Origin of the sequence: Streptomyces sp. NPDC051976, from assembly GCF_040680795.1 — a bacterium.
In the GTDB taxonomy this organism is placed as follows: domain Bacteria; phylum Actinomycetota; class Actinomycetes; order Streptomycetales; family Streptomycetaceae; genus Actinacidiphila.
The window spans coordinates 99,045-112,024 of the sequence record NZ_JBFAXL010000024.1; the positions used below are offsets into that span (position 1 = coordinate 99,045).

General features: G+C 70.6%; 12 protein-coding genes. 9 read left to right on the top strand and 3 right to left on the bottom strand.

The window, feature by feature from the left end; translation table 11 throughout:
* Positions 1-32 precede the first annotated feature (32 nt).
* Positions 33-1,931, bottom strand: a complete 1,899-nt coding sequence (locus tag AB0M29_RS23490; protein ID WP_365385580.1) for a helix-turn-helix domain-containing protein — start codon at positions 1,929-1,931, stop codon at positions 33-35.
* A gap of 185 nt (positions 1,932-2,116) precedes the next feature.
* Between AB0M29_RS23490 and AB0M29_RS23495 the strand changes: the two genes are divergently transcribed.
* A complete protein-coding gene (locus AB0M29_RS23495; RefSeq protein ID WP_365385582.1) occupies positions 2,117-2,635 on the top strand; it encodes an ATP-binding protein in 519 nt (172 codons plus the stop codon).
* A 93-nt stretch (positions 2,636-2,728) separates the two neighbouring features.
* The gene (locus AB0M29_RS23500) at positions 2,729-3,034 is read left to right on the top strand and encodes a putative quinol monooxygenase (RefSeq protein ID WP_365385583.1); all 306 of its coding nucleotides are present in this window, start codon (positions 2,729-2,731) and stop codon (positions 3,032-3,034) included.
* A gap of 34 nt (positions 3,035-3,068) precedes the next feature.
* On the opposite strand, the gene AB0M29_RS23505 is transcribed toward AB0M29_RS23500, so the two are convergent.
* Positions 3,069-4,040 carry a LysR family transcriptional regulator gene (locus AB0M29_RS23505; protein ID WP_365385584.1) on the bottom strand — a complete coding sequence of 324 codons (972 nt, stop codon included), beginning with the start codon at positions 4,038-4,040 and terminating at the stop codon, positions 3,069-3,071.
* A gap of 138 nt (positions 4,041-4,178) precedes the next feature.
* Here AB0M29_RS23505 and AB0M29_RS23510 point away from each other — a divergent pair, with 138 nt between their 5' ends.
* The 3 genes from AB0M29_RS23510 to AB0M29_RS23520 all read left to right on the top strand — a co-directional run bounded on the left by AB0M29_RS23510 (position 4,179) and on the right by AB0M29_RS23520 (position 6,821).
* Positions 4,179-4,502: a cupin domain-containing protein gene (locus AB0M29_RS23510; protein WP_365385587.1), complete on the top strand. Its 324-nt coding sequence runs from the start codon at positions 4,179-4,181 to the stop codon at positions 4,500-4,502.
* A 16-nt stretch (positions 4,503-4,518) separates the two neighbouring features.
* Positions 4,519-5,424: a sugar phosphate isomerase/epimerase family protein gene (locus tag AB0M29_RS23515; RefSeq protein WP_365385590.1), complete on the top strand. Its 906-nt coding sequence runs from the start codon at positions 4,519-4,521 to the stop codon at positions 5,422-5,424.
* Between the two features lie 74 nt (positions 5,425-5,498).
* Positions 5,499-6,821 (top strand): MFS transporter, encoded by a 1,323-nt coding sequence (locus AB0M29_RS23520; RefSeq protein ID WP_365385592.1) that lies wholly within the window; start codon positions 5,499-5,501, stop codon positions 6,819-6,821.
* Here the strand turns inward: AB0M29_RS23520 and AB0M29_RS23525 are convergent.
* Positions 6,750-7,121, bottom strand: coding sequence for a helix-turn-helix domain-containing protein (locus AB0M29_RS23525; protein ID WP_365385594.1), 372 nt, complete (start codon positions 7,119-7,121; stop codon positions 6,750-6,752). The two genes, AB0M29_RS23520 and AB0M29_RS23525, sit on opposite strands and share 72 nt — an antisense overlap.
* A gap of 148 nt (positions 7,122-7,269) precedes the next feature.
* On the opposite strand from AB0M29_RS23525, the gene AB0M29_RS23530 reads away from it, so the two are divergent.
* The 4 genes from AB0M29_RS23530 to AB0M29_RS23545 all read left to right on the top strand — a co-directional run bounded on the left by AB0M29_RS23530 (position 7,270) and on the right by AB0M29_RS23545 (position 12,979).
* On the top strand, positions 7,270-8,055 hold the full coding sequence (locus AB0M29_RS23530) for a glycine betaine ABC transporter substrate-binding protein (protein ID WP_365385596.1): 786 nt from the start codon (positions 7,270-7,272) through the stop codon (positions 8,053-8,055).
* Between the two features lie 57 nt (positions 8,056-8,112).
* The gene (locus tag AB0M29_RS23535) at positions 8,113-9,150 is read left to right on the top strand and encodes a zinc-binding alcohol dehydrogenase family protein (RefSeq protein WP_365385598.1); all 1,038 of its coding nucleotides are present in this window, start codon (positions 8,113-8,115) and stop codon (positions 9,148-9,150) included.
* 198 nt (positions 9,151-9,348) lie between these two features.
* On the top strand, positions 9,349-11,742 hold the full coding sequence (locus AB0M29_RS23540; RefSeq protein ID WP_365385599.1) for a SpoIIE family protein phosphatase: 2,394 nt from the start codon (positions 9,349-9,351) through the stop codon (positions 11,740-11,742).
* Between the two features lie 70 nt (positions 11,743-11,812).
* Positions 11,813-12,979, top strand: coding sequence for a substrate-binding domain-containing protein (locus tag AB0M29_RS23545; RefSeq protein ID WP_365385601.1), 1,167 nt, complete (start codon positions 11,813-11,815; stop codon positions 12,977-12,979).
* Position 12,980 lies beyond the last annotated feature (1 nt).

The following is a 12,980-nucleotide window of genomic DNA, read 5'->3' on the forward strand; positions in this document are numbered from 1 at the left end:
AGCCGTTGGCGGTGGGCGGGGACGATCAGCCGTCAGGAGGTGGTGGACGGGCGTTCGGGCGACATCGCTGCGGAGACGTCGGACACCATCAGGGCCAGTTGCATCTCCAACCCGGTCTGGGGAGAGGCGAGATCGGCCCCCAAGAGTTCCTCGAGACGGGTCACCCGGTTGAGCACGGTGTTGCCGTGCACCATGAGATCGGCCCCCACCTCACTCGTGCGTCCACCGTGCTTGAGATACGCCCGCAGTGTTCTCATCAGGTCGGTGCCACGTCGCTCGTCGTACTCACGCACCGCGGCCAGTCTCCGCGACGCGAACTGGAGCAGCGGAGCTGGGTCGGAGCAGCGCAACAGCACGGAGTACAGGCCGAATTCGCCGAGGTCGACAACGCCTCCCCTGGAGGAGGCGAGGGCGGCCAGACGCAGGGTGCTTCGCGCCAACGTGAAGGCCGGAGAAAATTCGGGTGGCCGGTCGCACGGCTCGGTCACGACCACATGCGCTACGGCGGCGGGTGACTGGTGTTCCAAAGCCGAGCGCCATGCCTCGGCGACCGCACTGGGGCTGCGGGGGGACGACGACTCGACGGGCAGCACGATCACGCCGAGTCCCTGCGCGAGGCCGACGAGCGGCTTGGGCGCGATCCCGTCCACCGTGCGCAGCGCCGCCGAGATGATCCGCTGCCCCGCCACATCCGACCCGCAGGGGACCGGTCCCAGTCCGGTGAGCGCGGCAACGATCAACTGGTTCGGCCTGCTCAGATCGTGGCCCAGGTTCCGCGAAAGCTCCAGCAGGTCGTCCGGCTGATGCTCCCCCTCGTCCGTCACCAGTGCGGTCAGGACATCGCGCGCCAGCCGCAGTTCGACCTCGAGGGCGGTGCGCCGCTTCAGCAGTGCCATGGCCATGGCCATCGCGCCCCGTTCGACGGCCTGGGCCTCGATCGGCCCCAGGGCCGCCAGTGGCGCCCTGACCCACAGCCACGCCGTCGGTTCGCCCTCGACCAGCACCGGGCACAGCCAGAACTCCCCGTCCGGGCCCGCTTCATCGCCGTCGGCACGGACACCTGTGACCCGTCGGCGGAAGTGCTGGTTGGCCACGACGGCGCTCACCGGCGCGCGCCGCGCATCAGGCAGCGGCTGAGCGCTCATACCCGAGTGGTCGGCCCGCGCCAGCACGTAGCCCTCGGTGTCCACCAGCGCGAGCGGGGCCTGAAGCGCGTTGGCCATACCGGCTACGATGTCGTCCAGTCCATGCCCGGCCAGCACCGTCCGCATCAGTTGATGGTGAAGCCGCTCGGACTTCTCCAACATTGCCTGGCGGCGCGTCAGATCCTGTTCCTTCTCCTCCAGCTGCACCAGTGTTGACCGAACCGTGGACCGCAGTCGTGCGGTCACGATGGCCGAGGACGCCTGACCGGCAATGGCTTCGAGCACGCTCGCCCGAGAGCCGTCCACGCTGACAGGACCGCGCCCGTAGCAGCACAGCACCCCGGTCGGACTGCCGTCGGCCATCAGCGGCACGGCGATCGACGCGGGGGATTCGGCCCCCACGGTGGGGACTTGCTCCGGTACGGCGTCCGGGTCCGCCGCAAGCCCGGCTTCCGGGATCTCGACGGTGCGCCCTTCCCTGAAGGCACGCAGCGTGGTCCCGGCCGGCAGGCCGCCGTCGACGTCCGCCGGGGAACGCCGTCCGACAGGCTCAAGGACACCGATCTCCCGCCGATCGACCCCGGAAGCAGCCACGCAGTGCAGGCTCCGGGACTCGGGGTCGAGCTGCAGAACGACGCAGCAGTCGTAGCCGGACAGCTGGGTGGTGCGCTCGGCTATGAGATCGAGGACATGATCCGCGTCGTCGCCACTGCCCACCCTGCCGATCTCCGCAACGGCATGCGCCCAGCGTGTCCACCGATCGCCGTCGGCACTCTCACCTCGCATGACATCTCCGTCTGTGGTTGCTCACACGCCTCGACCGCAAAGTCTGGGGGCCCACATATAGGCCATAGCGGCACATAGCGTCATTCTTTCACCAAGGACGCCAAAGCATCCACGACGGTGACCGCACCTTCGTCGACCGCACCACCAGCGGTCCGAGCGGGACACCTCATGACGAGGAGGCAGCCATGCATCGCCTGCACGATCGCGACGTAACCGAGAGAGAGTGCGGTCACACGCTCCGTATGCGACTCGTGGACGAGTTCAGACCGACCGCGCGGGCACGCGATGCCGCTTCCGCTTTCCTGAAGTACGTCGCCTGTTCCGAGGGCACCGATCCCATGCCGTGTCCGCTGATCGAGGGCGGGATCCTGGCGGTTTCCGAGCTGGTCACCAACGCCTGGCGCCACGGGGGTGGCGCGGTGGAGATGCGACTCGGCTGGGGTGAATGCGGCTTCCGCGTCGAGGTGGACGACCTGAGCAGCATCCCGCCGACGATCGTCCCGGAGGGGAGCAGGGGCTCGGACGGCGGGTACGGGCTGGCACTGATCGACCAGTTGGCAGAGTCATGGGGCACCACCTCTCGGCCCTTCGGCAAGACGGTGCACGCTCAATTGGTGCGCGGGAGCGGGAGCGGGCCGAATTCCAGCGCCACCGCACACCGCTCTGAACTGGATACTTCCCCGACGGAAAGTTCCCGCCCTTGAGGGTAACCACCCCTGAGGGATTACGGTCACGCGCACCCGACCGCTTCCGCGCGTCCGACCGGCCGCAAGCGTGAAGCCAACCCTGGAGGTCCCATGCCCGTCGTCATCGCCACACTCATGACCAAGCCCGGCCGACGGGACGAGGTCCTGGAGGCTTTCGAGCACCACAGTCCGGCCGTGCACGCCGAACACGGTTGCCTGCTGTACGTCGTACACGCCGGGCCGCATCGCGTCACGGTGGTGGAGAAGTGGGCCGACCAGGCAAGCCTGGACGCGCACCGCGACGGGCCGGTGATCAGCACCATCATCGCCGCGACGGCGGACGCGCTCGCGGCGCCACTCGACATCGCCGTCCTGGACGCCTTCCCGACCGGGGTCGGCCGCAAGGGCGTTCTGTGACCGCCGTCCCCCCGGGGCCGGCCGGCGGGGTCGCTCAGCCACTCCCCCGGCCGGGGGACCGCACCTGCCCCGGCTCGACACCCAGGGCCTCGGCGCCCTCCGGCCGGCTCTCGACCAGCCCCAGGGGCGTGCGGCGCAGCAGTGCGGCGAACTCCCTTGCCAGACCCTGGGGTTCGCCGCGCAGATAGCACGTGAGCTCCCGGAAGAGACGGGGCCGCGCGGGCCGGACGTCCGCGTCCAGCCCCGCCGGGAGCGCGTTGTCCGGCAGAAGGGCGGGGCCGACTCCCGCCGCCGCCAGCCGGGCCGCCGCATCGACCTGCCAGGTGCGCACGGCCGGGACCGGCTGGAATCCCTCCTTCGCACAGGCGGCGCGGACCAGATCGTCGAGACCGTGTTCCTGACCGAACATGACCCAGGGACGATCGGCGAGATCCAGCAGGGAGACTCCGTCGGCGTGGTGAGCCGATCCGGCGCCCGGTGGCAGCACCACGACGAATTCCTCGTGCCCGAGGGAGAGCACCGGACCGTCCCACGCGAGCGGGCGGGGTCCCACGGCAAGGTCACCGAGACCCTCACGCACCTGCTGTTCGAGCAGGCTCCGATGGTGGAACTCGTGGAGCCGGACGGCACTGTCCGCCAACTCCCCGTGCCACCTGCGCAGCACCGGGGGCAGGATGCCGGACGCGATCGAGGAGACGGTCGCGATCTCGACCTCTCCGGCCTCTCCCGCGGCCACCGCCCGCGACACGGCATAGGCGCGCTCGGCGGCCCGCACCGCGGCGCGGGCGTGCGGCAGGAAGGCCCGCCCCGCCGGGGTCAGCCGCATGCCCCGGGACAGCCGCTCGAACAGCGGGCCGCCGGCTCGCCGCTCCAACGCTCTGAGCTGCTGGGACAGAGAGGGTTGTGCGATGTGCAGCTTGGCCGCGGCGTGGCTGAGGGAACCCTCGTCCGCGATGGCGAGGAAGTACTCGAGCTGGCGCAGGCTCACGCCGTAGAGCATAGGCATAGCCATCTCCTATGTGAACCCTCAGTGAACAAGTCTTGGACTCAGGGTCTAGGAGGAGCGCACTCTTCCGTCACGAGCAACCACGAACAGGTCATCCCCACCCAGGAGGAACGGGCGGCGGCCCGGGACAACCGGTCGGTGGGGACCAGCCTGCTGTTCGAGAACGAGTCGGTACGCGTCTGGGAGGTGCGGCTCGCCCCCGGTGAACGTGCCCCCCTGCACTGCCATGCGCTCGACTACTTCTGGACCTGCGTCGAGGCCGGAACCGCACGCCAGCTCACGTTGAACGGCGACGCAGGGCAGTGGGCCCGCGTGGACTACGCGCCCGGGGACACCCGGTTCTTCCGGCACCAGGACACGCAGACCATCCACGACCTGCACAACATCGGGGACACCGCCTTGCGGTTCATCACGGTCGAGCTCCTGCACCCCACACCGACACCACTCGGGACGACCTCATGAGACAAGGAACATCGCCATGAGCATGCTGCTTTCGATGCACAACTGGATGCGGCCGGAACCCCTGGAGCAGACCGTCTCCCGGCTCGCCAGGCATGGATACGACGCCATCGAGATCTCGTCGGACCCGCGGAACACGGATGTCCCCGCCGTGCGCCGGCTGCTCGGCGACCACGGCATCGCCTGCTCGGGCACTCTTGCCCTGTTCATGGGCGGGCGGGATCTCGTCCACGAGGACGCCTACATCCGCGAGGCCGGGCTGACGTACCTCCTGGACACCATCCGGTTGACGGAGGAACTCGGCGGCAGGTTCGTCACGGTTCCGTGCACCGTCGGCAAGGTGGTCCCGATGGCCGACGCCGAGACCGAGTGGGCCTGGTACGTGGAGGCCCTGCGGCTCGCGCAGCGCCGGGCCTCGGACTGCGGGATCAGGCTCGCCATCGAACCGCTCACACGGTACGAGACCTATCTGATCAACCGCGCCGACCAGGCCCTGCTCCTCGCCGAGGAGGTCGGCGCCGACTGCGGAATCTGCCTCGACATCTTCCACATGAGCATCGAGGAGGCCGACTGGAAGACCGCGATCCGCACCTGCGCCCCTCGCCTCGTCAACTTCCACGTGGCCGAGAACAACCGGCTGGCCCCAGGTGCGGGGGCCGTCGACTGGGCGGCACTGATCGAGGAACTGGGGAGGGCCGGATACAACGGCCATCTCTCCGTGGAGTTCATGCCCGCCGTCGACCGTACGCCGCTCTCCGAGCGCCGGATACTCGACGCCGACGAGGCCGTCCTGGGGCACGCAATGGCGCAGTGGCTGCGTGACCACGCCTCGGGCGTCCTCCCCGAGGACCTTTACGACGCTTACACCGCCCAGTCGGCCCAGACCCTCCGCCACCACCTGGCGAAGGCATCCGCCGGACTCTGACCGAGCCACACACCCTCGCGCGCGATCCGTCCGCCGCTGCCCGCAACCCTCCCCGTTCCCCCCGGAGCCGCAGCATGCCCAGATCCACCCCGTTCCCGTCCGCTTCCGTATCCATGTCGGACCTGTCCCCGTCCGACGTGCGACGCCTCTTCGCCGGCAGTTGTGCGGCTCTGGCCGCAACCGGGATGACCTTCTCCGTCCGCGGCGACATCATGAGCGCGCTCGGGCAGCAGTTCTCGCTCGACCATTTCCAACTCGGCCTCATCGCGGGGGCCGCCTTCTACGGCTATGTCGCCGCCATCCTGGGCGGTGGTCTGCTGGTCGATGTGCTCGGTGCGGGACGTATCCTCCAGGCGGCGTTCGTCGCACAGGTGCTGGGACTCCTGCTGACCATCGCCTCGCCGGGGTTCGCGCTGCTGTTCGTCGGCACCCTGGTAGTGGGCCTGGGTAACGGGTTCGTGGAAGCCGCCGCCAATCCTTTGGTCGCCACTCTCTACCCGCGGCGCAAGAGCCAGCGCCTGAACGCCTTCCACGCCTGGTTCGCCGGGGGCCTGATCACCGGTGGGCTGGTCGGTTACGGCTTCACCCGGGCCGGGCTCGGCTGGCAGGCCAAGCTGGCGGCGATCATCGTGGCCGTGGCCGGTTACGGAGCCGTCCTGTTCCGGATGCGTTTCCCGCGCATGGAGCGGGTGACCGCCGCGGTGTCCGACCGGGACATGTTCCGGACGGCGGCACGTCCCGTCTTTCTGGTCTTCCTCGGCTGCATGTTCCTCACCGCGTCGACCGAACTGGGGCCCAATCAGTGGATCCCCGACACTCTCGGGCGCACCGCCGGCGCCTCCGGGATCCTGGTGCTCGTCTTCATCAACGGCATCATGTTCGCCTCGCGCACCCTCGGCTCCCGCCTGACCGACAAGGTCAGCCCGGTGGCCGTGCTCGCCGTCTCCAGCGTCCTGGCGGCCGCGGGGCTCCAGATGCTCTCCCACGCCCGCGCTCCACTGGCCGCGTACGGAGCGGCGGCGGTCTTCGCTCTCGGCATCGGGAGGATGTGGCCGACCATGCTGGGAGTGGTGGCCGAGCGCTGCCCCAGTGGCGGGTCCTTCGTGCTGGCGCTGATGGGATCCGGCGGGATGCTCGCCACCGCGGTCACCCTGCCGTGGATGGGGCACCTCATCGACAGTCAGGGGGTGGCAGGCACCTTCGCCACGGTGAGTGTCCTGCCGATGCTGTGCGCCGTGGTGTTCCTGGCGGTGTGGCTGCGTGACCGCGCGCTCGGCGGACACCGGGCCCAGACGCTGGACCTCGCGGCCGCACAGCCGCAGCGCTCAGGCAGCGCCGGGAAAGCGGTCGATGTTCTGCTCGACCCAGGTGCGCAGGTGGGCGAGAGGTACACATGAGTCCCTGCCCAGCGGTGTGAGGCTGTACTCGACGCGCGGCGGGACCTCGGCATAGATCTCACGGCTGACCAGGCCGTGATCCTCGAGTCGGCGCAGCGTCTGGGTGAGCACCTTGGGACTGACCCCCTGCAGCTGGGCGCGCAGCGCTCCGAAGCGCCGCGGGCCGTCCTCCAGGGCTCCCAGGGCCAGCGCGCTCCACTTGTTCGCGAGCAGGTCGAGCATGTCACGGCAGGGACAAGCGGCGAGGTAGACACTCTTGGGGTCCTCACAGGAGCCCGAGTGACTCGGAATGGGGTTCATTCACCAATGGTACCCAAAGGGAAGCAGTAACCCTTGCGGGTAACCACTACCCGTCGCATACCGTCTCTGACGTGCCCGGGATGACATTCTGTCCGATATGTGGCGATGTCCTGTAGTGCACCCGTCACCGAGGGGAAGGGGAAACCTCATGAACAGCCCGCTCGTCCTGGGCGCCATCGCCCTCTCCTTCCACCGGGCCGTGGCCGCCGTGACCCAACACGTCCTCGAGGCGTACGGCCACCGCGTAACCGCCGTGGAAGCCCCGCACGAGGAGCTGTTCCGTCGTCAGGCCGCCGGAGAGGTCGATGTGCTGGTCTCCGCCTGGCTGCCCACCAGCCACGGCACCTACCTGGCCGCCTACCGCGAACAGGTACACGTCCTCTCTCCCCACTACGACCCCTACTGCATCTGGGCCGTGCCACCCTATGTCCCCGCCGGGGAGGTCGGCGAGGTCGCCGACCTCGCCCGGCCGACGGTGGCGGCACGCATGACACGCACCATCGACGGCATCAACGCGGGAGCGGGCATCAGCCGCTTCTCGGCGCGGATGGTGTCCGCATACGGCCTCGACCGGGTCGGCTACCGATTCGTGCCCGGCACCGAGTCCGGATTCATCGCGGGCGTCGAACGCGGCCTCGCCCGCCGCGACTGGTTCGTCGTCCCGCTCTGGCGACCGCAGTACCTCAACCGCCTGTACGGGCTGCGGCCGCTGGCCGAACCCAAGGGCCTGCTGGGCCCGGTCGACGCGGCGGGCAGTGTCGTCCGCCGTGCGGCGCTGGAACGCATCCACCCGGATGCGCTCACCCGTCTCGACGGCCTGCGCCTCGGCAACGACGGCGTCGAAGAACTCGACGCACTCATCAACCACGGCGGCCTCACCCCCCTGATGGCGGCCGAGCGATACCTCGCCCGCCACCCCGAACACCTGCCGTAGTCCCCGCGCTCGGCACACCCCGGTCACCGTCACCGTCATCTACGCGAAGAGAAGGCCATGAACAACCTCCCCACGACCATGCGCGCCGTCGGCTACCGCAAGAGCCTGCCCGTCTCCGACCCCGAGAGCCTGGTCGACACCGAGGTGCCCGTGCCGGCCCCCGGCCCCCGCGACCTGCTGGTCCGGGTCGAGGCCATCGCACTCAACCCGGTCGACTACAAGATTCGTCAGAACGTCGACCCGGGCGGCGAGACCAAGATCCTCGGCTGGGACGCGGCCGGTACGGTCGTGGCCGTGGGGACCGACGTGGAGCTGTTCTCGGTCGGCGACGAGGTCTACTACGCGGGCGCGTTGGACCGGCCCGGCGCCAACTCCCGCCACCACGCCGTGGACGAGCGCATCGTGGCGCGCAAGCCCGCGACGCTCTCCTTCGCCGAGGCCGCCGCGCTGCCGCTGACCGCGCTCACCGCCTGGGAGGGCCTCTTCGAACGCCTCGGCCTGCGCACCGGCGCCCTGGAACAGACCGGTGCGCTGCTCGTCACCGCCGCCTCAGGAGGTGTCGGTTCCATGGTGGCCCAGCTCGCCCGCGCGCTGACCAGCCTCACCGTCATCGGCACCGCCTCCCGGCAGGAGAGCGCCGACTTCGCCCGGCGGATGGGTGCCGCGCACATCGTCAACCACCACCAGCCGCTCGCACCGCAACTGTCCGAAGTGGCGCCCGGCGGTCTCGACTTCGTGTTCAGCACCGCGGGCACCGACCGCAACCTCGCTGCCTACGCCGACTCCCTCCGGCCTTTCGGCCGGATCGTCGCCATCGACGATTTCGACGCGCTGCCGATCGGGGTGCTCAAGGCGAAGAGCATTTCCTTCCACTGGGAGTTCATGTACACCCGGTCGATGTTCCAGACGCCCGACCAGGCCCAGCAGCATCACATCCTCACCCAGATCGCCCGTCTGGTCGACCAGGGCACCCTCACCACCACAGCCACCCGCGACCTCGGCCCGGTGAACGCCGCCAACCTCCGCGAGGCCCACCGTCTGCAGGAGTCGGGCACCGCCATCGGCAAGACCACGCTCACCGGCTTCGAGGACTGACAGCCGTGCCCGGTCGGCGGCCCCGCGGGCCCCGCACCCCGCGGGGCCGCGCGGCCGGCCGTACGCCCCGCCGGGCGCCCTGGTCCGCGCCTCAGCGCCTATGGTGATAGGAGGGCCGGAATGGCCGTCCCGGCCTCGTACGACGCGGGGGCCGGGGAACGACGACGTCGCCCCACCGCTGAGAGGTCGCGGCTGACTATGACGGAGCGATTCCTGCCGTCCGTCGGGGTGGCGATGGTCGCCGTCTATGTGGTGGACGACGAGGCGCACGAACTGCGGCTGACCGAGACGGTCGGGGAGGGTTCCGGCGCCGCGTACGGGCTGTCGCCCCGATACGCCCTGTCCGGGGGTTCGTTCATCGCCGAGGCGTTCCGCGTCAGCCGCGCGCTGTGGCTGACTCCGGCGGAGGCGGCGGCTCCGGGCAGCGGCACGGGGATGCGCGTGGCCGGCGTCTCGCTGGGGGCGCTGCCGCTCCGGGCCGACGGCAGGCACCTGGGCTGCCTGGTCGTGGTGAACCGCACGGGCGACGGCTTCGGCGCCGAGCAGCGCGGCCGCCTGGAGCTGTGCGCGGGCCGGATCGCCGCGCGGCTCGAAGCAGGTGGCCCGGCGAGCAGCGGACTCGAACCCGGACCCGGACCCGACGGTGAGGCGGGCGGCCGCACCGGGTCCTTCACGCTGTTCCTGAGCACGGGGCGGATCGAGGCGGACGCACCGCTGCTCGAACTGATCGGCGTCGCCCCGGATGACTTCGACGGGCGGGTGGAGACGCTGCTGGCGCACACGGTCCCGGAGGATCTGCCCGCGCTCATGTCGGTGTTCGAGGCGGGGCACGCGACGCCGGACAACCGGGAACTGGAGTTCCGGATCCGCGGGCCCACGGGCGAGTTGCGATGGCTGCGGCTGCGCTGTCGTGCGCTGCTGGACCCCTCGGGCCGGCCGGACCGGCTGGCGGGTGTGCTCGTCGACGCCTCGCACCTGCGGTCGAGTACGGACGAGGTCTCCCGGGTGCAGCGGCTGTCCGCCCTGCTCGCGAACGCGATGACCGTACGGGACGTGGGCCGGGGCCTGGTGACCGCGCTGCGCGAACCACTGGGGGCCGACCGGATGGCCCTGTCGGAATTGCACGGCGGCCGGCTGGTGGCCACCACGCTGGCCCCGCCGGAACCCGCGGCGTGGCCGGAGGGCTGGCGCATCGACTGGCGGTCGGAGCTGCCCGACACACCGACCGGTGCGCTGCCCACACTGGCGGCCACGCTGCGTGAGGGCGCCCCGGGCCTGTGGACGACCAGTACCGGCCTGGAACCCGGCCTCGCCGATCTCGGCCGCGGCGGTCTCGCCGTACTGCCGCTGCCGGCCGACGGCAGGGTGGTCGGCCTGTGCCTGCTGGGCTGGGACGAGCCGCACCCGTTCGGCCCGGAGGAGCGCTCGCTGCTGACCGCCACCGCCGGTCTGGTGGGGCAGGCGCTGGCACGGGTGCGGGCGGTCGACGCCGAGCACGAACTCGCCGCGATGCTCCAGCGCAGTCTGCTGCCCCGCAAGCTCCCGTCGCTGCCCGGTTGCGGGACCGTCGCGCGCTATCTGCCGGCGACCGCGGGCCTCGAAGTGGGCGGTGACTGGTACGACGTCGTCCCGCTCTCGGACCGGTTCGTCGCGTTCGTCATCGGCGACGTACAGGGGCACAGCGCCGAGGCGGCCACGGTGATGGGCCAGATCCGCACCGCGATCCGCGCCTACGCCGTCGAGGGCCACCCGCCCGACGTGGTCGTCTCGCACACCAACCGCCTGCTCGCCGGTATGGAGACCGACGTCTTCGCCACCTGCTGCTACGCCGCCCTGGACACGGAGGACGGCGACGCCTGGTTCGTACGGGCCGGGCACATGCTGCCGATCGTGCGCGAGCCGGACGGCACGACCCGGGAGGTGGAGACCGAGGGCGGGCCCCCGCTCGGGGTGCTCCCGGACGCGGAGTTCCCCCTGAGCGCGGTCCCGCTGCCCCCCGGGTCGGTGCTCGCCCTGCTCACCGACGGCCTGGTCGAGTCCTCCAAGCTACGGCTGGAGGACGGTGTCCAGCGGATCTGCGAGAAGCTCTCGGCGGCGGATCCGTCGGACCTGGACCGGATGGCCGACGAGCTGATCCGCGGCGCCGAGACCCGCGACGACGACGTGGCGCTGCTGCTCGTGCGCTACGACGGACTGGCCGCGCGCCCGCTGCGGAGTGCCTGGACGGTCTGGCGGCTGCCCGACGCGGTCATGCACGCACGCCGTTTCACCGCGCGCACCCTGCGTGCCTGGCAGGTGACCGAGGAGACCGACACCATCCTGCTCGTCGTCTCCGAGCTGGTCACCAATGCCGTGGCGCACACCCAGGGCGAGGTACGCCTCGACCTCACCCTCGCGGGCAACCGGCTTCGGGTGGCGGTGAGCGACTCCTCGCCGCGCACGCCCGTCAAGCCGACCAGCATCGACTGGGAGGCGACCGGCGGCAGGGGGCTGCTGCTCGTGGAGGCGTTGTCGGCGGCGTGGGGCTCGGTGCCGCTGAGCGGCGGCAAGCAGGTGTGGGGGGAGATCCTCCTCCCGTCACGTGAGGTGTGAGGCGCGGCGACGCGGCAGGCTGCGGCGCCCCTCACGACGGACGACGGGCGACGGAGTATCGTCGGATGGGATGTCCTGCAAGTTCGCTTTTGTCCTCCGGGCGACCGACACGGGGCGCCGAGACGAGAGGGTACGACGTGCTGTCGGGCGTGCCGTCATCGGCGCCGCGGCGGCGTCTCTTGTCGCGGGCCTGGCGGCCTGCGGCACACCGCGACCGGCCGCGGCGCCGAGCGCGAGCACTTCGGGCGCGGGGGGTTTCACCATCGGCCTGCTGCTCCCCGACACCCACACCGCGCGCTGGGCCGGCTCCGACCGGCCGCTGATCCAGGCGAAGGTCAAAGAGCTGTGTCCCGCGTGCACGGTCAAGTACGCCAACGCCTCCGCGGATGTGGCCACCCAGCAGCAGCAGATGGATTCCATGATCGCCAACGGTGTGCGGGTCATGATTCTCGACCCGGTCGACTACAAGGCACTGCGCCCCTCGATCACCCGGGCGCACGACGCGGGGATCCCGGTGGTCTCGTACGACCGCCTCGCGCAGGGGCCCATCTCGGCCTACTCCAGCTACGACTCGGAGCAGATCGGGAGGCTCCAGGCCGAGGCGCTGCTCAAGGCGATGGGGCACATGACGCACGAACCGCGGATCGTGATGGTGAACGGCGATCCCGTCGACCCGAACACCGCCGCGCTGCAGAAGGGCGCGCGCGCCGTCTTCCAGGGCAGAGCGAAGATCGTCAAGTCGTCCTACACCGCCGGATGGATACCGCAGAACGCCTTCGCCAACATGTCCGCCGCGATCGCCGCGACGGGCCCGGGCCGTATCGACGGTGTCTACTCGGCCAACGACGGCCTCGCCTTCGGCATCCTCACCGCCCTCAAGGCCGAAGGCGTCAGGCCGCTGCCGCCCATCACGGGCCAGGACGCCAACCTCGGGGCCGTGCGGCGCATCGTCGCGGGCGAGCAGTACGTCACCGTCTACAAGTCCTTTGTCTCCGAGGCCGACGCCGCCGCCGAGATGGCGGTCGCCCTGGGCCGCGGCGCGTCCATCGACGGCATCGCGAAGGACCGGGTCAGCAACGACACCAGCAAGGAGATTCCGGCCGTCCTGGGCACCCTGACGCCCGTGACCGTCGGCACGATCAAGGACACCCTCGTCAAGGACGGTGTGTACACGATCGATCAGATCTGCACCCCGGCCCTCCGGGCGGCCTGCCAGAAGGCGGGACTCACGCCCTGAC

Excerpts from the sequence above, each read along its gene's own strand:
- AB0M29_RS23545 (WP_365385601.1), top strand. The coding sequence starts at position 11,813 with ATGTCCTGCAAGTTCGCTTTTGTCCTCCGGGCGACCGACACGGGGCGC.
- AB0M29_RS23520 (WP_365385592.1), top strand. The coding sequence starts at position 5,499 with ATGCCCAGATCCACCCCGTTCCCGTCCGCTTCCGTATCCATGTCGGAC.
- AB0M29_RS23525 (WP_365385594.1), bottom strand. The coding sequence starts at position 7,121 with ATGAACCCCATTCCGAGTCACTCGGGCTCCTGTGAGGACCCCAAGAGT.
- AB0M29_RS23540 (WP_365385599.1), top strand. The coding sequence starts at position 9,349 with ATGACGGAGCGATTCCTGCCGTCCGTCGGGGTGGCGATGGTCGCCGTC.
- AB0M29_RS23505 (WP_365385584.1), bottom strand. The coding sequence starts at position 4,040 with ATGCCTATGCTCTACGGCGTGAGCCTGCGCCAGCTCGAGTACTTCCTC.
- AB0M29_RS23495 (WP_365385582.1), top strand. The coding sequence starts at position 2,117 with ATGCATCGCCTGCACGATCGCGACGTAACCGAGAGAGAGTGCGGTCAC.
- AB0M29_RS23515 (WP_365385590.1), top strand. The coding sequence starts at position 4,519 with ATGAGCATGCTGCTTTCGATGCACAACTGGATGCGGCCGGAACCCCTG.
- AB0M29_RS23490 (WP_365385580.1), bottom strand. The coding sequence starts at position 1,931 with ATGCGAGGTGAGAGTGCCGACGGCGATCGGTGGACACGCTGGGCGCAT.
- AB0M29_RS23530 (WP_365385596.1), top strand. The coding sequence starts at position 7,270 with ATGAACAGCCCGCTCGTCCTGGGCGCCATCGCCCTCTCCTTCCACCGG.
- AB0M29_RS23500 (WP_365385583.1), top strand. The coding sequence starts at position 2,729 with ATGCCCGTCGTCATCGCCACACTCATGACCAAGCCCGGCCGACGGGAC.
- AB0M29_RS23535 (WP_365385598.1), top strand. The coding sequence starts at position 8,113 with ATGAACAACCTCCCCACGACCATGCGCGCCGTCGGCTACCGCAAGAGC.